The sequence below is a fragment of the Mesorhizobium sp. LCM 4576 genome (genome assembly GCF_001854815.1).
Taxonomy (GTDB): Bacteria; Pseudomonadota; Alphaproteobacteria; order Rhizobiales; family Rhizobiaceae; genus Mesorhizobium; species Mesorhizobium plurifarium.
In genome coordinates, this window is sequence record NZ_MDDT01000016.1 from 204,451 (window position 1) to 223,856 (window position 19,406).

Here is a 19,406-nt window from a genome sequence, read left to right on the forward strand (position 1 = left end):
AGTCTTTAAGGCAACGGTTTGCTGCCGGTTCAGACCGCTGGAAGTTCAAGCATCACATGAACTTCAGCCTGCGCTAAAGAAGTTGCCCGAGGAACTCCTGCACCTCATGGCCGGGTCTAAAATTGCCGAGGCGCTTGATCTCCCAGTGCAGCCGGATGCCCGAATTCTCGAGCACCCGCGCCCGCACCGTCTCGCCGAGATATTCGAGGTCGTAGCCCGTGGCCGTGYCGGTGTTGATCATGAAGTTGCAATGCATCGGCGACATCTGCGCGCCGCCGATCAACAGCCCGCGGYAGCCGGCCTTGTCGATCTCCTTCCAGGCCGAGGTGCCTTCCGGATTCTTGAAGGTCGAGCCGCCGGTCTTCTCGCGGATCGGCTGCACCGTCTCGCGATGGTTCTGCACGGCATCCATCGCCGCCTTGATGGCCGCCTTGTCTTCGGAAAACCCTTCGAAAATGGCTGAGGTGAAGATCAGTCCGGAAGGCGCGGATGAGTGGCGATAGGCATAGCCCATATCGGCGTTGCTCAGCGTATGGAGATTGCCCTTGCGGTCCAGCGCCCTCACCTCGACGACCCGCTCGCGGGTCTCGACGCCGTTGGCGCCGGCATTCATCCTGAGCGCGCCGCCGACCGCTCCGGGGATGCCGTGGTAGAAATGGAAGCCGCCGATGCCGGCTTCGTAAGCCACCGCGGCGACACGTTTGTCCGGCGTTGCCGCTCCGRCCTTGATCGTGGTCGTCCCGGTCGCCTCGGCCTCRCCGAAACCCTTGGCCGAGAGCCTGACGACGAAGCCCGGAATGCCGCCGTCGCGCACCAGCAAATTCGAGCCGACACCGACCACCATGACCGGTATCTCTTCCGGCACGGCGCGCAGGAAAGCCGCCAGGTCTTCCTCGTCGGCCGGCTGGAACAGCGCCTCCGCCAAGCCGCCGGCCCGGAACCAGGTGATCTTGTCCATTTCGGCGTTCGGCGTGACGCGGCCGCGCAGGYCGGAAAGCTTGTCGCCGAGTTTATCGATGAGGTCCTGGCCGCGCATCATGAAGGCGTCCCACCAAGTTCCTTGGGCAGCGCATAGGCCCACTGCGTGATGTTGCCGGCGCCAAGGAAGACGACGAAGTCGCCGGGCTTGGCAAGCTCGCGAATGACGGGCGCGATCGCCGCCGCGCCATCGATATAGCGTGCGTCGCGGTGGCCGCCAGAGCGGATGCGCGACACCAGCGCGTCGGAAGTCACGCCTTCTATAGGCTCTTCGCCGGCCGCGTAGACCGGCGCCACCATGACCGTGTCGGCATCGTTGAAGCAGACCGAGAATTCCTCGAAGAGGTCGCGCAGCCKGGTGAAGCGATGCGGCTGCGCGATGGCGATGACACGCCCCTTGGTCGCGCTGCGCGCGGCCTTGAGCACCGCCGCGATCTCGACCGGATGGTGGCCGTAATCGTCGAACACCTCGACGCCGTTCCACGAGCCGGTATGGGTGAAGCGCCGTTTGACACCGGCGAAGGACGACAGGCCCTTCTTGATCGCCTCGGCCGAGAGGCCAAGCTCATGCGCGACCGCGATTGCCGCGGTCGCGTTGGAGACATTATGTCGGCCTGGCATCGGCAGGCGCAAATCCTTGATCGTCGAGGTTCCACGCCCTTTGCGGTCGCGGATCACCACATCGAACGCCGAGGTCGCGCCTTCCATGCGGTGGTTGGTGAAGCGCACGTCGGCCTGCGCGTTCTCGCCATAGGTGATGACGCGCCGGTCCTCGATGCGGCCGACCAGCGCCTGCACTTCCGGATGGTCGGTGCACATCACGCCGAAGCCGTAGAACGGCACGTTCTCGACGAACTGGCGGAAGGCCTCGCGCACCTTGTCGAAGCTGCCATAGTGGTCGAGATGCTCGGGATCGATGTTGGTGACGACGGCGATATCGGCCGGCAGTTTCAGGAACGTRCCGTCGCTCTCGTCGGCCTCGACCACCATCCACTCGCCGTCGCCCATGCGCGCATTGGTGCCGTAGGCGTTGATGATGCCGCCATTGATGACGGTCGGGTCAAGTCCGCCGGCTTCGAGCAGCGTCGCCACCATGGACGTGGTCGTCGTCTTGCCATGCGTGYCGCCGATGGCGATGGCCTGGCGGAAACGCATCAGCTCGGCCAGCATCTCGGCTCGGCGGACAATGGGGAGCAACTTCTCCCGCGCGGCCTTCAGTTCCGGGTTGGACTTCTTGATCGCGGTCGAAACGACCACGACTTCGGCGTCGCCGAGATTCTCGGCCMTGTGGCCGACGAAGCATTCGATGCCCTTGTCGCGCAGCCGCTGCACATTGGCGCCGTCGGCCTGGTCGGACCCCTGCACCTTGTAGCCGAGATTGTGCAGCACTTCGGCGATGCCGCTCATGCCGATGCCGCCGATGCCGATGAAATGCACAAGGCCGATCGTCTGCGGCATCTTCATGCGCGCGTCCTCCTGTAGTCCGAAACCGTTTTGCCGGACGCAATAGCCTCTGTCAGATCGGCGAGCAACCGCGCCGCGTTCGGTTTCCCGGCCGAGCGGGCGGCGGCGGCCATGGTCGCCAGCCGGTTCGGATCCTTGATCAGCCCGCCGACCAGTTCGGCGATCCGCTCCGCCGAAAGCGTCGACTGCGGATGGAGCTCGGCCCCGCCGGCGGCGGCGAGCGCCGCGGCATTAGCCGCCTGGTCGTGGTCGAGCGCGTGCGGGTAAGGCACCAGCAGCGCCGGCCGGCCGATGACGGCGATTTCCGAAACCGTCGAGGCGCCGGAGCGCGACATCACCAGCTGCGCCGCCCCGATGCGCGCCGCCATGTCGGTGAAGAAGGGCGAAACCTGGGCGTCGACGTCGAGATCGGCGTAGGCCGACTTCACCCGCGCGACATCCTCGGCGCGCGCCTGTTGAGTGATGACCAGCCGCTTGCGCAGATCTTCCGCCAAAAGCGCGATCGCAGCCGGAACCGCATCGGAAAAGAACTGCGCGCCCTGGCTGCCGCCGAACACCAGGAATCGGAACGGCTCGCCCTCGTTCGAAGCGACATAGGGCGTCTTCGCTGCTTCGAGGATCTGCGGTCTGACCGGATTGCCGGTGGTCACGGTCTTTGCGCCGGCGGCGCTCGCTCCTTCCGGCAGGAAGCCGCCGGCTATCGCGTCGACGCGGCCGGCGAGCGCCTTGTTGGCGCGCCCCATGACGGCGTTCTGCTCATGGATCAGCGTCGGCACTCTTCGTCTTGTCGCCGCATAGAGCGGCGGCAGCGTCGGGTAACCGCCGAAGCCGACGACCGCCTCCGGCTTGATCCTGGCGATCACCCGGCTGGCCTCCCGTACGCCCTGCCAGATTTTCCAGAAGGCCGAGAGCATGGCGACTGGGTTCTTGGAACCCAGCGTGGCCGAAGGGATCGTGTGAATGTCGGCTGCCGGGAAATGGCGGGAATAGCGCTCGGCGCGATGGTCGGTGGCAAGATGCACCTTCCAGCCGCGGTCGATCAACTCATGCGCGAGCGCCTCGGCCGGAAACAGATGTCCGCCCGTTCCACCGGCCGCAAGCAGGATGACACCCTTTGACATCCGGCCTCATTCCGCCGGCATTGCGCGCTGCGCGAGGACGAAGCCCATCTGCTTGCGCTTTTCCGGCCGCTTGCGCGTCAGTGCGAGCACCATGCCCATCGAGACGGCGATGGCGATCTGCGAAGAGCCGCCATAGGAGATGAAGGGCAGCGTCATGCCCTTGGCCGGCATCAGCTGCAGGTTCACGCACATGTTGATGGCCGATTGCAGGCCGAAGACGGTGACGAGGCCCCCGACTGCATAGCGGGTGAAATCATCATGTTCCTTGAGCGCGATGCTCAAGCCGCGCAGCACGATGAAGGCGAAGWTCGACATGATGAAGAAGCACATGATCAGCCCGAACTCCTCGCCCGCGACCGAGAAGACGAAATCGGTATGAGCGTCCGGAACAATGCGCTTGACGGTTCCTTCACCTGGCCCGACACCGAACCAACTGCCGTTGATCAGTGCCTCGCGGCCCATGTCGACTTGGAACGTATCGCCTTCGCCGGTCAGAAACTTGTCGATGCGCAAGGCAACGTGCGGGAACACCGAATAGGCGGCGAACAGGCCGCTTGCCCCGACGATGCCGAGAGCCACGATCCACAGCCACGGCAGGCCGRCCATGAAGAACATGACGCCCCAGGTGCCCGTCACGAGCATGGTCTGGCCGAGGTCGGGCTGCGCCACCAGAAGCGAGATGACCAGCGCAAGCAACAGCATGGCGAACAGATTGCCGGRAATGTCGGGCTGGCGCTTGTGCTCRRCAAACAGCCACGCGCAGATGATGACGAAGGCGGGTTTCAGGAATTCGGACGGCTGGATGGAAAGGCCGGCGAGCGACACCCAGCGCCGCGCGCCTTTCACCTCGACGCCGATGTAGAGCACCGCCACCATCAGCACCAGCATGATGCAGAGCATCACCAGCGACATACGCCTTATCTGCCGCGCTTCCAGGAAGGAGACCGCAAGCATGACGATGAGCGCCGGGATGGTGAAGATGACCTGTCTGGTGGCGAAGTGAAAGCTGTCGAGGCCGATACKCTCGGCCACCGCGGGGCTCGCCGCGAAGGACAAAATGATGCCCAGCCCCATCAGCGACAGGAATGCCGCCAGGAACCAGCGATCGATCGTCCACCACCAGGTGGCGACAGGACTTTTGTCGAGACGGCTTTGCATCAACGTGGCCCTCCGATGGATTTGATACCATCAATAGCAGTCGCAGCTTGCCTGAAGGCTTCGCCGCGAACTTCGAAATTCTTGAACTGGTCGAAACTGGCGCAGGCCGGCGACAGCAGCACCACGGCCTCTCCGCCGGCGTCGTTTGCCGCGTCATGGGCGGCATGCTCGACCGCCKCCGCAAGCGTTCCCGATATCTCATAGGGCACCGCTTCGCCGAGCGTCGCCGCGAAGGCGGGCGCCGCCTCGCCGATCAGATAGGCCTTGGCGATKCRCGGGAAGAAGCCGCGCAGCGGCTCGATGCCGCCTTCCTTCGGCAGGCCGCCGGCTATCCAGTAGATACGGTTGGCGAAGCTCGACAGCGCGGGTGCGGCCGCATCAGCGTTGGTCGCCTTGGAATCGTTGACGAACAGCACATGGTCCTTGCGGCCGACCTGCTCCATGCGGTGCGCCAGTCCGGGGAAGCTTTCCAGCCCGGCCTGGATCTCGCCGAGCTCGAGCCCGACTTTCAGGCAGGCGACGACAGCGGCCAGCGCATTCTGCGCGTTGTGCTGGCCGCGCAGCGAGCCGATGCCTTCGAGGAAGGCGACGCGGCTGTAGTGGCCATGCACCGCTTCCATCAGGTTGGTGCCGTCGGCGAAATAGCCGTCGGTCAAAGGCAGGCGCTTGGAAATACGAACGACCGGCCGGCCGACCCGCTCCAGACGGTCGGCGATCTGGGCGCACCAGGAATCGTCGACGCCGATGATGGCGGTGTCGCTGCCGGCGACCAGCCGCTCCTTGATCGAGGCGTAATGCGCCATCGTGCCGTGCCGGTCGAGATGGTCGGGCGTGAGATTGAGCAGGATGCCGGCGGTCGGGTTGATCGAAGGCGCAAGGTCGATCTGGTAGGACGAACACTCGACCACGTAGTGCCGTTGAGGCTCGGGCGGGTCGAGCGTCATGATGGCACGGCCGATATTGCCGCCCATCTGCGTGTCGCGGCCCGCCGACTTCAATATATGCGCCGTCAGCGCCGTCGTCGTCGACTTGCCGTTGGTGCCGGTGATCGCAATGAAGGGTGCTGCCGGCGCGCGGCTGTTGCGCTCGCGGCAGAACAGCTCGATATCGCCGATCACCTCGACACCGGCGCCGCGTGCGAGCTCCACCGTCCAATGCGGCTTCGGATGCGTCAGCGGCACGCCTGGCGACAGCACGAAGGCGGCGAAACGCGGCCAGTCGGCTGCACGCAGGTCGCCGGTCGCAATGCCCGCGGCCGCCGCCTTGGCGACGCTGTCTGGATTGTCGTCCCAGGCCAGCACCTCGGCGCCCCCCGCGATCAGCGCATGCGCGGTGGCGATCCCCGAGCCGCCAAGCCCGAAGAGCGAAACGCGTTTGCCGGAAAAGGAAGCGGYGGGGATCAAGCGGCAAGTCCTATCTGAGCTTGAGGGTGGAGAGGCCGACCAGCGCCAGGATGACGGCGATGATCCAGAAGCGGATCACCACCTGGCTTTCGGTCCAGCCGAGCTTTTCGAAATGATGATGGATCGGCGCCATCAGGAAGACGCGCTTGCCGGTCATCTTGAAGTAGCCGACCTGGATGATGACCGACAGGATCTCGACCACGAACAGGCCGCCGACGATGACCAGCACGATCTCGTGCTTGGTGGCGACCGCGATGGTCCCGATCAGCCCGCCCATGGCCAGCGAGCCGGTGTCGCCCATGAAGATCGCGGCCGGCGGCGCGTTGAACCAGAGGAAGCCCAGGCCCGCGCCGATCAYGGCGCCAAGCACGACGGCGAGCTCACCGGTGCCGGGCACGAAATGGATCTGCAGATATTCGGCGAACACCGCGTTGCCCGAGAGATAGGCGATGACGCCGAAGGACGCCGCCGCGATCATGATCGGCACGATCGCCAGGCCGTCGAGGCCGTCGGTCAGGTTCACCGCATTGCCCGCGCCGACGATGACGAAGCAGGAGAACGGCACGAAGAACCAGCCGAGATTGATCAGGAATTCCTTGGCGAAGGGAAAGGTCAGCGACGATGAGAACGGGGCCTGGCCATTGTGCATGATCACCCACGCGGCGATTGCCGCGATGACGAACTCGATCGCCAGCCTCGCCTTGCCGGAAAATCCCAGATGCGATTGCTTGGTGACCTTGAGATAGTCGTCGTAAAAGCCGATCGAGCCGAAGCCGACGGTGACCAAAAGCACCACCCAGACATAGATCGAGGACAGGTTCGCCCATAGCACCGACGACCCGATGATGCCGGACAGGATCATCAGCCCGCCCATGGTCGGCGTTCCTGCTTTCTTGAAATGCGTCTGCGGGCCGTCGGCCCGGATCGGCTGGCCCTTGCCTTGCCGCAGGCGCAGCGAATTGATGATCGTCGGCCCGAAGATGAAGACGATCAGCGCCGAGGTGATCAGCGCGCCGCCGGTGCGAAAAGTGATGTAGCGGAAGACGTTGAAGAACGAGATCTTGTCCGCGAAATCGACGAGCAGTGTGAACATGGTCTTTCCGTCCCCCGGAACCCGACCTCAAGTCGGCTTAATGTTTGTGGCTTCCGCCGGAAATTTGCCGAGCAATGCCTCGACCAGCTTTGAAAACCCGATGCCTTTCGACGATTTGACCATCACCACGTCGCCGGGCCTGAGCGCAGAGATCACGATCGGCTTCAGCTCATCGGCGCCTGCCCGATACTCCGCCTGGATATCGGCCGGCAGAACCTTGGCCAGCGCCTGCATTTCCGGCCCGCCGAGAAAGACGTTGCGCGTGCCCGTGCCGACGATCAGCTCGRCAAGCGCCGCGTGGAGCTTGGCTGAATGGCTGCCGAGCTCCAGCATGTCGCCAAGCACCGCGATGCGCCGCCCCTCGCCGGAGACGGGCGTGRCGTTGAGCAGCGCCATGGCCGCCGCCATCGAGGCCGGATTGGCGTTGTAGCTCTCGTCGATCAGCGTGATCGGCCCATTGGGATGATGCAGGACGTGGCGCCGGCCGCGGCCGCGTTCGGCCGAAAGATCGGCCAGCGCGGCCGCGACCTTGTCGAGGTCAGCGCCGACCAGGTGCGCGGCGCCAAGCACGGCCAGCACATTCTGCACGATATGGCGGCCCGGCGCCCCGACGCGGGCCGTCAGGTCCTTCTTGCCGATCTTGACAGCGATGTCGGAATGGTCGGCATAGAGCTCGCAGCCGACAAGGCGGAAGGCCGAACGGGGATTTTCGCCGAAACCGAAGACATGCTCGACGCCCGCCTCTCTCGCCATTTTCCCAAGCAGCTTCCAGCGCGGATCGTCGCGGTTGAGCAGTGCTGAACCGCCGGGCTCGATCCCCTCAAAAATCTCGGCCTTGGCCATGGCGATCTCGTCGAGATTCTTGAAGAAGCCGAGATGGGCAGCGGCAATGATCGTGACGATGGCGACATGCGGCCTGACCATCTTGACCAGCGGCCTGATCTCGCCAGGATGGTTCATGCCGATCTCGAAGACCGCGTAGTCGCAGTCCTGCGGCATGCGGGCGAGCGTCAGCGGCACGCCCCAATGGTTGTTGAACGACTGCGCCGAGGCGTGCACCTTGCCGACGGCAGACAGCACATGGCGCAGCGCTTCCTTGGTGGTCGTCTTGCCGGCCGAACCGGTGACCGCGATGATCCTGGCCTTCGAGCGGGCGCGGGCAGCGATGCCGAGCTTCTCGAGCGCGGCCAGCACATCCTGCACGACGATCATCGGCGCCGTCAGCCGACCGAGCGAGGGCAGCTTGCCCTCGGCGACGACCAGCACGGCCGCTCCGGCCTTGACCGCCGCTGTCGCGAAATCATGGCCGTCCATGGCCTCGCCTTTGATGGCGAAGAAAGCGTCTCCGGGTTCCAGGCTGCGGCTGTCGATCGAAATGCCGGTGATGCCCTCCGGYAGCGAACCGATCGGCCTGCCGCCCATAGCTTCAACCAGCGCTTCCGACGTCCACAGCAGTTTCATGCGGCGCGCTCCTTGAGCGCATCGCGCACTTCCTCATGGTCGGAGAAGTGGAAGGTTTCGGAGCCGATCGTCTGGCCTTCCTCATGCCCCTTGCCGGCGACGATGAGCGTATCGCCGGCGCGCAGCATCGCCACTGCTTCGTGGATCGCCTTGCGGCGGTCGCCGATCTCGATGGCGCCGGGTGCGGCGGCAAGGATCGCCGCGCGGATGGTTTCGGGCACCTCGCTGCGCGGATTGTCGTCGGTGACGATGACGATGTCGGCGAGYCGCGTCGCGATCTCGCCCATGATCRGGCGCTTGCCGCGGTCGCGGTCGCCGCCGCAGCCGAACACCACGACGACGCGGCCCGTGGTGAAAGGCCGGACCGAGGTCAGCACATTCTCCAGCGCATCGGGCTTGTGGGCGTAGTCGACATAGACGGGAGCGCCGGCGCCGGTGGTGCCGACGAGGTCGAGCCGACCCGGCGCGCCTTTCAATTTCTCCAGCGCCGCCAAGGCCTTGTCTGCCGGCGTTCCAGTCGAGATGGCAAGGCCAGCCGAGACCAGCGCGTTGGCGATCTGGAAATCGCCGGCCAAAGGCAGGTCGACTTCGTAGAGCACGCCGTCCGCCACGATTTCGGCGCGCTGGCGATGGCGCTCATGCTCGACGCGCTTCAGTGTCAGGAAATCGCCATGGCGGCCTACGGTCAGCACGTTCAGGCCCGCGGCCTTCGCGGCTTTGATCGTCGGCTCCGACCACGGGTCGTCGGCAAAGACGACCGCGGGCGCGCCCCTCGGCAGCAGCGTGTCGAACAGGCGCAGCTTGGCGCGGTGATAATCCTCGACCGTCGGATGGTAATCCATGTGGTCGCGGCCGAGATTGGTGAAGGCGCCGGCCGAAAGCTTCACGCCGTCGAGGCGGCGCTGGTCGAGACCGTGGCTGGAGGCCTCCATCGAGGCGTGGGTGACGCCGGCATCGGCAAGTTCCTTCAGCAACCGGTGCAGCGCCACCGGATCGGGCGTCGTCAGCGAGCCATATTCGTTGCGGCCGGGCGCCACGACGCCGGTCGTGCCGATCGAGGCGGCGGCAAAACCCGTCTGCTCCCAGATCTGGCGGGTGAAGGCGGCGACGGATGTCTTGCCGGCGGTGCCGGTGACGGCGACCATGGTCGCCGGCTGGCGTCCGAAGAAGCGTGCCGCGCTGAGCGCCAGCGCCCGGCGTGGATCGTCGACGGAAAGAACCGGGATCRACAGGCCGGAAACGGCCGTTCCCTTGCCGGCGACGATTGCAGCCGCCCCACGGCTGGCGGCATCAGTCGCATAGATCGAGCCATCGGCCTTGCTGCCGGCGAGCGCGAAGAAGACCACGCCGGGTTTAACCTGGCGGGAATCGGAGGAAATCCCGGTCACCTCCAGATCGTGGGAAGCTGTTCCCTCGACAGGCAGGATACCGGCTAGGTCTTTTAGATGCATTGAGTCCCGTTCACCGCAACAAAATAGCGCGCAGTTGCCGGCGCGCCCGAAGAATCACTGATAGGAAACCAGCGTTGCACCATTTTCATGGCTGAAATCTGGCTTCACGCCAAGCATGGCCGCAGAACGCCTGATGATGTTGCCGGCCATAACCCCCGCATTGTTGGCGGCGACGTCCGTCATCCCGGGCTTTTCCGGATGCGGAGCGTCGGCGATCGTGAACACCAGAAATTGCGGATCGTCCATCGGGAAGGCGGCGACGAAGGTGTTGAAATTCAACTCCTTGGAGTAACGGCCGTTGATGACCTTCTCGGCCGTTCCGGTCTTTCCGCCGACCCGGTAGCCGGGAGCCCTGGCGTTTCTGGCCGATCCCTTCTCGGCGTTGAGCGTATAGAGGTAGCGCATGCCTTCGACCGTCTTGTCGCTGACCACTCTCTTGGCCACCGCCATCGCCTCCTCCTCGCTGCGGACCAAGAAGGTCGGCTCGATCAGATAGCCCTGCATCAGCGCCGCGCAGCCGACGGCGGCCTGCAGCGGCGTCGTCGACACGCCATGGCCGAAGGCGATGGTGAACGAGTTGACCTGTTTCCAGACCTTGGGTTCGGTCGGACGGGCGACCTCGGGCAGCTCGGTCTGCATCCTGTCCAGAATGCCAAGGCGGTGCAGGAATTCGCGGTGCCCCTCGATGCCGACCAGCTCGGCCTCCCTGGCCGAGCCGATGTTGGATGAATAGAGGAACACTTCCGGCAGCGACAGCACGCGGTTCTTGCCGTGGAAATCGTGGATGGCCTGGTGGCCGACCCGGATCGGATGCGACGCGTCGAAGCGGCTGTTCATCGTCGCCTTGCCGGAATCGAGCGCCATGGCCGAGGTGAAGCTCTTGAAGGTCGAGCCCATCTCGTAGAGACCCGCGGACATGCGGTTCAGCCGGTCCTTTTCCTGCGCATTGTAAGGGTTGTTCGGATCGAAGTCCGGCACCGAGGCCATCGCCATCACTTCGCCCGTCTTGATGTTCAGCACGACGGCGCCCGCGCCCATGGCGCGATAACGCTCCAGGCCGGCGGCGATCTCGTCGCGCACCACATGCTGGACGCGCAGATCGATCGAAAGCCTGACCGGCTTGAGATCCCTGGCCACCGCAAGGCCCGACGCCTGCAGGTCGCTCAGCCCCTGCTCGTCGATATACTTCTCCATGCCGGAGATGCCCTGGTTGTCGATGTTGGTCAGACCGACGATATAGGACGAGGTCTCACCGCTCGGATAGAAGCGCCGCTTCTCGGTGCGGAAGCCGAGGCCCGGGATGCCCAGCGCCAGGATGTCGGACTGCTGCTTCGGAGTCAGCTGGCGCTGCAGCCAGACGAAGYCGGCGCCGCTCTTGAGCTTGCGGTAGGTCTGCTCGTAGTCGATCTCGGGCAACACGGTCGACAATTTCTCGATCGCTTCGTCGGCGTCGACGATGCGGCGCGGCTCGGCGAACAGCGACGCCGTCTTGATGTCGGTCGCCAGCACTTCGCCGTTGCGGTCGACGATATCCGGACGCGACGCCGTGACCCGGCTCTCCGGTCCGCCCGAAAGATCCGGATTCTGCAGCCCGAGATAGACGAGCCTGCCGGCAATGGTCGAATAGATGGTGAAGAACACCGCCATGGTCATGACGATGCGCGTCCTTGCCTTGCCGCCCGTCGCCTTGCGGGCCGCATCGACGACGATCGAGCCGTCCTCAGCCTGCTTCTTTCGGCGCTTCAGYAGGTCACCGATCCTTGGAAGCCGGCTGATCATTGAACGGTGCTCCCGGTGACCACTGGATCCTTGCCGTCCGTTGGCTCCTTGCCCGAATTGTCGGCCATGCCGCCAAGCCGCTGCGAGGAGAGGTCCTCGATGGTCACGGGTTTCACGGGAATGTCGTCGAGGCTGCCGATCTGGTGCGCATTGACCGGCTCGAGTCCGAGCTGGCTCTTATAGACGTCGGCAAGCTTCTGCAGCCGCGACGGCTGGGTGAGCAAGCTCCAGTCCGCCTTGAGGAGATCGATCGTTTCTTCCTCGTAATGGATCTGCGCCTGGATCTTTTGCACCGCCGCCAATTGCTCTTCGGCTTCCCGCTTCGTCTTGTAGGTCAGGGCCGCGGCCGAGACCATGACGGCGATCAGGACTATGTCGCTGGTACGAAACACGTGCTCACCTCTCCCCCGGCCGCTCGACGGCGGGAAGCTTTGGAAGGCCGAAAATCGAAAAATCGCCGGCGCGCGCCRGCGCATCGGTGCGGATCGCCGCGCGCAGCCTGGCCGAGCGCGCCCGCGGATTGGCGTCCAGCTCGGCTTCTCCGGGCGTCACGCCGCCGCCGGCCTTGCGGAAGGTGGCGACGTGCTGGGGCGCATCGGGCATGTGGCGAGAGCCGCTTGCGGCTTCGGAACGGTCGGCGATGAAGCGCTTGACGATGCGGTCTTCCAGGGAATGGAACGTCACCACGGCAAGTCGTCCGCCGGGCTTCAGCACACGCTCGGCGGCGAGCAGCGCTCTTGCCAGCTCGCCAAGCTCGTCATTGACGAAGATGCGCAGTGCCTGGAAGACGCGCGTGGCCGGATGGATCTTGTCCTTCGGCCCCCGTCCGATATGCGTTTGGATGGCGTCGGCGAGATCAAGCGTGCGCTCGAAAGGCTTCTTCTCGCGCCGGCTCTCGATCATGCGCGCGATGCGTCCGGCATGACGTTCCTCGCCGAGAAAGCCGAAGATGCGGGCAAGATCGCCCGCCTTGAAGGTGTTGACGACGTCGGCCGCGGAGAGACCCGCCTGCGCCATGCGCATATCGAGCGGCCCGTCGGCGCGAAAGGAAAAACCGCGCTCGGCCTGGTCGAGCTGCATGGACGAGACGCCGATGTCGAGCACGACGCCGTCGGCGCTTTCGACATGCTCGTCCAGCGTCGAGAACGGCGCCTGGACCAGCCTCAGCCGGCCGCCGGCCCGTTCTTCGAGCGCCCTGCCCGCCGCGATCGCGTCCGGGTCGCGGTCTATGGCGACGACAGAAGCGCCGCGATCGAGGATGGCGCCGGTGTAGCCGCCGGCTCCGAATGTCCCATCGATGATGGTATCGCCGGCCTTCGGCGCGAGCGCGTCGAGCACCTCGGCAAGGAGGACCGGAATGTGACGGGCCAGTCCGCCAACGGCGTGAGGGTCATCGCCGTGGCCAGCCATCATTCCGATCGCTCCCCGGGCTTCGTCCCCTGCCGAAGCTGCAAAAGCCTGGCCCGCGCTTGCGCCCCATAGGCGGCAAGCCGTCCCGGCTCCCAAACCTGAAAGAAATTGCCGCGGCCGACAAAGGCCACCTCGTTCGAGATGCCCGTATGCTCGCGGATGAAATCGGTCATGGTGATGCGGCCGTCCTGGTCCAGTTTCAGAAACGCGCCGTCGCCATGGCAGAAGAACGACATGTCGTCCGCCGTCTGCAGGAATGGATCCTCCAGCGCGATCCGCTGCTCGTAGCGGTCGAGCAAATCGAGGCCGCCAACATCCATGGCCGGTAGGTCCAGGCAGCGCAGCGCATAGAGTTCCGAATAGCCGCGTTTCTGCACCACGGCGCGGAAATGCGCCGGAACGGACACCCGCCCCTTCGCATCGATCCTGTTCACCGCATTTGACAGAAACCGGTCCAATGAACGCTACAGCCGCTTCCGCCGCTGTACCCCTTCCCATGTTGTTTTCCGCGCCCTGGCGCTCGCGACAAATCGCTTCGCTCACCGGGGCGAAAACCGGCAAACGCGCAGCCGCCGCGGCTGCCCGATTGGCGTACGCTTCACCCTGACGCGGAACGAAAGCTTGATGATGCGAATGGGATAACATGGGGTGCTATGGGCGTCAACGGGAACAGGCATCACAAACACGCACGCCACAACCAGAAAGCGCAGGCTGAACGCACGTCTCGTCTTTATCGTCCATTAAGCCTAACGAAGCGTTTAGAGCCCTCTGGCCCAAAAAGACGCAGCTTGCTGCGGACGGCCGGCGCGCATAGCGTCGGTTGAAGTTTTCTGCCCTAGCCAAGGATCGAGTTGATGCCCGACACCGCGAAGTCACGCGCCGCGACACTTGCCCATCTGCGCAGCGCCGGTTTCGCCAAGGGCGATCCCATCCCCTTGCCGCTGACCATGGCCTCGATCTTCCACGCGCCCGGCGACGCGACCGGCTTCGATCAATACGGCCGCTTCAGCAACCCGACCTGGCATGCCGTCGAGCATGCGCTTGGCCATCTGGAAGATGCGCAATGCGTTGCCTTCCCGTCGGGAATGGCGGCGATTTCCGCGGCCTTCTTCGCGCTCGTAAAATCGGGCGACCGCGTCCTCTTGCCGTCGGACGGCTATCACACGACCCGCGCGCTGGCCGAACGTTTCCTGAAACCGCTCGGCGTTGGCTATGACGTGCGGCCCACGGCAAGCATGCTCGACGGCGGTTTCGCCGGCTACCGGGCGGTCTTCGTCGAGAGCCCGTCGAACCCGCGACTGGACATCTGCGACATAATCGCCGTCGCCAAGGCCGTCCATGCGCAAGGAGGTGTCCTGATCGTCGACAACACGACGATGACGCCTTTCGGCCAGCGCCCCCTCGATCTTGGCGCGGACATTGTGGTGTCGGCCGACACCAAGGCGATCAATGGCCATTCGGACGTTCTGTTCGRCCATGTCGCCAGCCGCGATCCCGACATTGTCGCCAGGGTGAAGGATTGGCGCGAGACGGCCGGCGGCATCCCCGGTCCGTTCGAGGCATGGCTCGTGCATCGCGGCATCGAGACGCTGGAAGTGCGCTTCGACCGCATGTGCTCGTCGGCTGAAACCATCGCGCGGCGGTTGAAGGGACACCGCGCCGTCAGCGGCCTGCGCTTCCCCGGGCTCGAGGGCGATGCCTCGCACAATCTGGCGCGCGCCCAGATGGAGCGCTTCGGCTTCCTGATTTCCTTCGAGCTCGCCTCCGAAGAACAGGCTGAGGCGTTCATCGACGGTTGTCCGCTTATCGAAGCCGCAACGTCCTTTGGCGGCGTTCACACATCGGCCGAGCGGCGCTCGAAGCGCGGCGATGCCGTGCCTCCGGGCTTCGTGCGCCTGGCGATCGGCTGCGAGCCGGTCGAGGAACTCTGGCAGGCGATCGAGTCGTCGCTGGACAAAGTCACCAGCTAGTCCGACCGCTAAATCAGATCGTCAGCCACGATTTTGCGCCGGCCATGCAGCACGCGGAGGATTTTCGATCGCATCGTCGCCAATTCGATAAAACGTAAGGTATTCCCCGACAACAAGGTGGCGAATGCCCGGCAGGATGTCGTCGCGCGGTGCGCCTGATCGGGGATGGAGGGTGAGCAAGTCCCATCGCTGCTGAAGAGTTTCCACAAAACGGATTGCGGCATTAGGATTGTGCGCGGCGATATAGTCGCCGATAGCTTCGAGGTCGACCAATGCCTGTGGAAGCAGGCGGTACTTCACTCGTCAGCGCCTTTGGCTTCCGCCATCTCCGCATATTTGGCGCGCAATCGCTCCATCAAGGGAGGGCCGTCCAGCGCCGGCCCGCTGTCTATGCCCTCCTGCACCAGCTCCCGCAATTCCTCGATGGTGTAGCCGAGCAGGTCGCGGCGCTCCTTCCATTGCCTGAGCGCGTCGCGGATGACTTCACTGGCTGAGGCGTATTCGCCGGCAGCGACGACATCGTCGACGGCCGCCGCCAGCTCCGGCGAAAGTGTGATGCTGCGTTTGTCGACCTGGCCCATAACGTGCTCCTATTTCGCTCAAGGTACGATTTAATCGCACCAGCTTCAAGGAACAGTTCACCGCGTTCAGGCGATTACGCCCCCGATGTTGAATCAAAAGACACGCCTTCCGGCGTAACCTCCTGATCCCGTTCAGCTATCGCCACGAGAAAATGCCAGCTGGCCTGTAAGCCGGGTTCTGTATGGCCCTCGCCTCGCGGCGAGAACGTGGCGGCCATTCATCTTGGGCGCATGTTGCCACGCGCCTCACGCAACCTACCCGGACGGTGGGCCGGAAACAGCCCTCGAAGGTTTCCCTTCGCACCGCCCCTATTCGGTTTTGCTYCCGGTGGGGTTTGCCGTGCCGCTCCTGTTGCCAGTCGCGCGGTGGGCTCTTACCCCACCCTTTCACCCTTGCCTCGGCAATGCCGGGGCGGTTTGCTTTCTGTGGCACTTTCCCTGGGGTTGCCCCCGCCGGCCGTTAGCCGGCACCGTGTCTCCATGGAGCCCGGACTTTCCTCACCCGCAGCCTTTCGGCTCTCGCGGGCGCGGCCGCCCGGCCAGYTGGCAAGGGCGTATAAAGGGATTCCCGCTTGAAAACGCAAACGAAAAAGCTGGGGTGAGCGCCCGAAGCGCAGTGGATCTGGGACAACGACATGCATGAAATAGACACGCCTTGCCCAAATCCACTTCGACGACGGRCTCAGGCCGGCGAACCCAGCGCCGCCATCTGCACCTTCACCTTGCTGCAATAGGCGGCCGAGATCGGATTCATCCGCGTCGCGCCATGGCCGGCATTGTATTTCAGGATCGTGCCGCAGGTGGTGYCGCCGCCGAGACCTTGCGCCATGGCGAGATACTTCATGCCGTATTTGATGTTGGTGTCGGGATCGAACAGCCCCTTGGCCGAACCGGTGTAGCCCATCATGCGCGCCGTGGCCGGCTTGATCTGCATCAGGCCGATCTCGCCGGCGCTGCCGACCATGTTCGGCCTGTAGTTGCTTTCGATCTTGATGACGGCCCTCGCCAGCGACACCGGCACACCATAGCTCCCGGCATAGCGGGCAATGATCGCCGAATATTGGCCGCCCCCCGTCGCGGAGGCCGACAAAGCCGGCTTCTCAGGATGGATGGAGGCTGTCGCGGTCAGGTCGATGGTCTGCCTGTTGCGCTTCGAATTGCGCCTTACTGATTTTTTCGCCGCTTTGGCGACAGCGACCTTCTCTAGCTTGGTCGGGGCGGTTCTTTTGATCTTTGAACCCGTGGCGGCCGGGCTTGCCTTCGGTGCCGCGGGGGCGGCCGCAAAGCCATTGTCACCCCGTAAGCTCAGAGGGGCACTGTTCGCTGGATTGAAGGCAAGAGTCATCACTCCGGCAGCAACGGCTGCCGCTACAACGGTCAATCTTTGCATGTAGTCCTGTTCTGTTAGAGCCGCGCGAAGAACTTCACGCAGTTAGGTCAACTCAACATCGGGCGCCTTGGGGGGATAGACGCCCGACAACTTGCAGGACGGGCATTTGCAGGCGGAATTGGYGCCAATGAAGGCGGCGCAATTCACTTTAAATGACAGATTGTAATTTAAGGAACTTGTGGCGACTGTTTGACGGTGCCTGCCTTTGGGGTAGCCAGGAGCCGTTCCAGCGTGCGGATCGTCGATTTGTCCGCCACGCCATCGACCAGGCGCCGCCGGAAATGTCGCTGGAACGCTGCCACGACGATTTCCGTGTGCTTGTCGTATTCACCCGATATCTCGACGCCATAGCCGTAGAGCGCCAGCATCGACTGCAGCGTCTCGACATCGGAGCCTGTGTCGCCGGCCTTCAGCGCGGCGCCGGGCTTTATCGCCGCGGCCGGCACGAGGTGGCCGATACCGGCCGCGAACAGCGCCTTCCAGGGAAATTTCTCGCCGGGATCAACCTTGCGGCCCGGGGCCACATCCGAATGCGCGAGCACCCTTGCCGCGGGGATCGAATAACGGCCCACGATACCCGCGCACAACTCGATCACGGCGCCGATCTGCCGCCTCGGGAAAGCCTTGTAGCCCAGCGAATGCCCGGGATTGACGATCTCGATGCCGACCGAACAGGAGTTGATGTCGGTACGGCCGAGCCAGGAGCTCTTGCCGGCATGCCAGGCGCGGTCGCTCTCGCGCACCATCTGCACGATGCGGCCGTCCTCATGAACAAGATAGTGCGAGGATACTTCGCTTGCCGGATCGCACAGCCACGCCTCGGCGCCGGCGCCGCTTGCCATGCCGGTATAATGCAGCACGATCATATCGGGCCGAAGCGTCTCGCGGCGCGGACCGAAATTCGGCGAGACCCGGACCTCGGCGCCTGGCTGGTCGGGCGAAAAGCCGCTCATGCGTGCCTGAGGCCCCRCTCGATCATCTCATAGGCGGCATTGATCGCCGCGACCCTGCTCGTGGYGATCTTGATGAATTCCTGCGGCAGGCCGCGCGCGATCAACCTGTCCGGATGATTGTCGGAGATCAGCTTGCGATAGCGTTTTCTGATCTCCTCGAACGGCTTGCCGCGTTCGATGCCCAGAACGACGTAAGGATCGGCGGCGCCGAGATTGACGTGCCTGGACAGGATCGCCTCGTAATGCACCTCGTCGATCCGAAAGATCTCGGCGATCCGGTGCAGGAATTGCCCTTCCCGCTCATGGATGAGCCCGTCCGCCTTGGCGATATGGAACAGCCCGTCGAGTATGTCTTCCAGCATCATGCAGTTGRCATGGCCGGAACCGCAGAGCTGCGCCATGCGCTGGGCATAGGTCTCGAAGCCGGCGACGTCCTGCTTGGCGATATCGTAAAGCCGCGCCACATTGCGTGTCTCGCTCGGCGGCACCTCGAAGATTTCCTGGAAGGCGCGCACCTCGTCCTGCGTCACGATGCCGTCGGCCTTGGCCATCTTGGCCGAAAGCGCGATCATTRCCACCGAGAAAGCCACGCGCCGGCGCAGGTCCGGATCGCCGGAAAACACGGTGCGCACGGCTTCCACGACATCCGCGACTCCCGAGGACGCCGACGACGAAACACGAGCGATGAAGTCGCCAAGGCGGTCCCAAATCGACATGTCGGCTTCATAGTGCGAACCGGGCGGTTCTATCAAGCCGGGACGATGCCGCAGGGGTAATCGCGATGTACGGGATCGATGGCGCAAAAAGAAGGCCGGCATTGCCGGCCTTCTTCGATGCTGTCGGTCAGGCTCTTACTGCGCGGGCGCGGCAGGAGCCGGATTTGTTGCCGGAGCCGGTTCAGCAGGCTTCGAAGCGTCGGGCGAAGCTGGCTTCATGGGCTGCTCGTTGGCCGGGGGAGTGGTGCTCTGGGTTGTGGTCTTGTCGGTACCATTGTCGCTACAAGCCGCGACCCCCAACAGGGCGAGCGCCGACACAGACGCCAGGATGATCTTCTTCATGGTATCTCTCCTTCGACAGACGCTCACATTTCGGTGAGCGGTCGCAGGGGAAATGCATCAGCAGGCTGCCGGTTTCGTAACGTTGCATTTCTATGTGTAACATCAACTTGCGATTGCTGGCGCGGAAATCCCAAAC

At 64.2% G+C, this 19,406-nt stretch carries 19 protein-coding genes and 1 other RNA gene; 1 reads left to right on the top strand and 19 read right to left on the bottom strand.

Going from position 1 to position 19,406, the window contains the following annotated elements:
* Positions 1–73: 73 nt before the first annotated feature.
* Genes murB through mraZ form a run of 12 tightly spaced genes read right to left on the bottom strand, consistent with a single transcriptional unit; the run spans position 74 to position 13,776 of the window.
* Positions 74–1,039 (bottom strand): UDP-N-acetylmuramate dehydrogenase, encoded by a 966-nt coding sequence (gene murB / locus LCM4576_RS08710; RefSeq protein WP_071031708.1) that lies wholly within the window; start codon positions 1,037–1,039, stop codon positions 74–76.
* Positions 1,036–2,442, bottom strand: coding sequence for a UDP-N-acetylmuramate--L-alanine ligase (gene murC, locus LCM4576_RS08715; RefSeq protein WP_071031709.1), 1,407 nt, complete (start codon positions 2,440–2,442; stop codon positions 1,036–1,038). The genes murB and murC overlap by 4 nt, the downstream gene beginning before the upstream one ends.
* Positions 2,439–3,563 carry an undecaprenyldiphospho-muramoylpentapeptide beta-N-acetylglucosaminyltransferase gene (gene murG / locus LCM4576_RS08720; RefSeq protein ID WP_071031710.1) on the bottom strand — a complete coding sequence of 375 codons (1,125 nt, stop codon included), beginning with the start codon at positions 3,561–3,563 and terminating at the stop codon, positions 2,439–2,441. Before murG ends, murC begins: the two co-directional genes overlap by 4 nt.
* A 6-nt stretch (positions 3,564–3,569) precedes the next feature.
* Positions 3,570–4,721 carry a putative lipid II flippase FtsW gene (gene ftsW, locus LCM4576_RS08725; RefSeq protein WP_071031711.1) on the bottom strand — a complete coding sequence of 384 codons (1,152 nt, stop codon included), beginning with the start codon at positions 4,719–4,721 and terminating at the stop codon, positions 3,570–3,572.
* On the bottom strand, positions 4,721–6,124 hold the full coding sequence (gene murD / locus LCM4576_RS08730; RefSeq protein ID WP_071031712.1) for a UDP-N-acetylmuramoyl-L-alanine--D-glutamate ligase: 1,404 nt from the start codon (positions 6,122–6,124) through the stop codon (positions 4,721–4,723). The genes ftsW and murD overlap by 1 nt, the downstream gene beginning before the upstream one ends.
* A gap of 10 nt (positions 6,125–6,134) precedes the next feature.
* Positions 6,135–7,217 carry a phospho-N-acetylmuramoyl-pentapeptide-transferase gene (gene mraY, locus LCM4576_RS08735; RefSeq protein WP_071031713.1) on the bottom strand — a complete coding sequence of 361 codons (1,083 nt, stop codon included), beginning with the start codon at positions 7,215–7,217 and terminating at the stop codon, positions 6,135–6,137.
* A 27-nt stretch (positions 7,218–7,244) separates the two neighbouring features.
* Positions 7,245–8,678 carry a UDP-N-acetylmuramoylalanyl-D-glutamyl-2,6-diaminopimelate--D-alanyl-D-alanine ligase gene (locus LCM4576_RS08740; protein ID WP_071031714.1) on the bottom strand — a complete coding sequence of 478 codons (1,434 nt, stop codon included), beginning with the start codon at positions 8,676–8,678 and terminating at the stop codon, positions 7,245–7,247.
* Positions 8,675–10,129, bottom strand: a complete 1,455-nt coding sequence (locus LCM4576_RS08745) for a UDP-N-acetylmuramoyl-L-alanyl-D-glutamate--2,6-diaminopimelate ligase (RefSeq protein ID WP_071031715.1) — start codon at positions 10,127–10,129, stop codon at positions 8,675–8,677. Before LCM4576_RS08745 ends, LCM4576_RS08740 begins: the two co-directional genes overlap by 4 nt.
* A gap of 54 nt (positions 10,130–10,183) precedes the next feature.
* On the bottom strand, positions 10,184–11,908 hold the full coding sequence (locus LCM4576_RS08750; RefSeq protein ID WP_071031716.1) for a penicillin-binding protein 2: 1,725 nt from the start codon (positions 11,906–11,908) through the stop codon (positions 10,184–10,186).
* Positions 11,905–12,300: a hypothetical protein gene (locus tag LCM4576_RS08755; RefSeq protein WP_071031717.1), complete on the bottom strand. Its 396-nt coding sequence runs from the start codon at positions 12,298–12,300 to the stop codon at positions 11,905–11,907. The genes LCM4576_RS08750 and LCM4576_RS08755 overlap by 4 nt, the downstream gene beginning before the upstream one ends.
* Before the next feature lie 4 nt (positions 12,301–12,304).
* Positions 12,305–13,321 (bottom strand): 16S rRNA (cytosine(1402)-N(4))-methyltransferase RsmH, encoded by a 1,017-nt coding sequence (gene rsmH / locus LCM4576_RS08760; protein WP_071031718.1) that lies wholly within the window; start codon positions 13,319–13,321, stop codon positions 12,305–12,307.
* Positions 13,318–13,776, bottom strand: a complete 459-nt coding sequence (gene mraZ, locus LCM4576_RS08765; RefSeq protein WP_071031719.1) for a division/cell wall cluster transcriptional repressor MraZ — start codon at positions 13,774–13,776, stop codon at positions 13,318–13,320. Before mraZ ends, rsmH begins: the two co-directional genes overlap by 4 nt.
* A gap of 396 nt (positions 13,777–14,172) precedes the next feature.
* On the opposite strand from mraZ, the gene LCM4576_RS08770 reads away from it, so the two are divergent.
* Positions 14,173–15,288, top strand: a complete 1,116-nt coding sequence (locus LCM4576_RS08770; protein WP_071031720.1) for a cystathionine gamma-lyase — start codon at positions 14,173–14,175, stop codon at positions 15,286–15,288.
* A gap of 21 nt (positions 15,289–15,309) precedes the next feature.
* Here LCM4576_RS08770 and LCM4576_RS08775 read toward each other — a convergent pair whose 3' ends face one another.
* The 7 genes from LCM4576_RS08775 to LCM4576_RS34560 form a co-directional block, all read right to left on the bottom strand.
* Positions 15,310–15,588, bottom strand: a complete 279-nt coding sequence (locus LCM4576_RS08775; protein ID WP_244510718.1) for a type II toxin-antitoxin system RelE/ParE family toxin — start codon at positions 15,586–15,588, stop codon at positions 15,310–15,312.
* Complete coding sequence (locus LCM4576_RS08780) at positions 15,585–15,869, bottom strand: type II toxin-antitoxin system ParD family antitoxin (protein WP_040982280.1); 285 nt, start codon at positions 15,867–15,869, stop codon at positions 15,585–15,587. Before LCM4576_RS08780 ends, LCM4576_RS08775 begins: the two co-directional genes overlap by 4 nt.
* 151 nt (positions 15,870–16,020) lie before the next feature.
* Positions 16,021–16,416, bottom strand: an RNA gene (rnpB, locus tag LCM4576_RS08785) — RNase P RNA component class A.
* Positions 16,417–16,551: 135 nt separating this feature from the next.
* Entirely contained in the window at positions 16,552–17,259 is a 708-nt protein-coding gene (locus LCM4576_RS08790) for a lytic transglycosylase domain-containing protein (RefSeq protein WP_071031722.1), read from the bottom strand.
* Between the two features lie 167 nt (positions 17,260–17,426).
* Positions 17,427–18,212, bottom strand: coding sequence for an N-acetylmuramoyl-L-alanine amidase (locus tag LCM4576_RS08795; protein ID WP_071031723.1), 786 nt, complete (start codon positions 18,210–18,212; stop codon positions 17,427–17,429).
* Complete coding sequence (locus tag LCM4576_RS08800) at positions 18,209–18,928, bottom strand: DnaJ family molecular chaperone (protein ID WP_071031749.1); 720 nt, start codon at positions 18,926–18,928, stop codon at positions 18,209–18,211. Before LCM4576_RS08800 ends, LCM4576_RS08795 begins: the two co-directional genes overlap by 4 nt.
* A 135-nt stretch (positions 18,929–19,063) precedes the next feature.
* Complete coding sequence (locus LCM4576_RS34560) at positions 19,064–19,270, bottom strand: hypothetical protein (protein WP_082047404.1); 207 nt, start codon at positions 19,268–19,270, stop codon at positions 19,064–19,066.
* Between the last annotated feature and the right edge of the window lie 136 nt (positions 19,271–19,406).

Coding starts and splice junctions, on each gene's coding strand:
- LCM4576_RS34560 (WP_082047404.1), bottom strand. CDS start 19,270: ATGAAGAAGATCATCCTGGCGTCTGTGTCGGCGCTCGCCCTGTTGGGG.
- LCM4576_RS08795 (WP_071031723.1), bottom strand. CDS start 18,212: ATGAGCGGCTTTTCGCCCGACCAGCCAGGCGCCGAGGTCCGGGTCTCG.
- murG (WP_071031710.1), bottom strand. CDS start 3,563: ATGTCAAAGGGTGTCATCCTGCTTGCGGCCGGTGGAACGGGCGGACAT.
- LCM4576_RS08780 (WP_040982280.1), bottom strand. CDS start 15,869: ATGGGCCAGGTCGACAAACGCAGCATCACACTTTCGCCGGAGCTGGCG.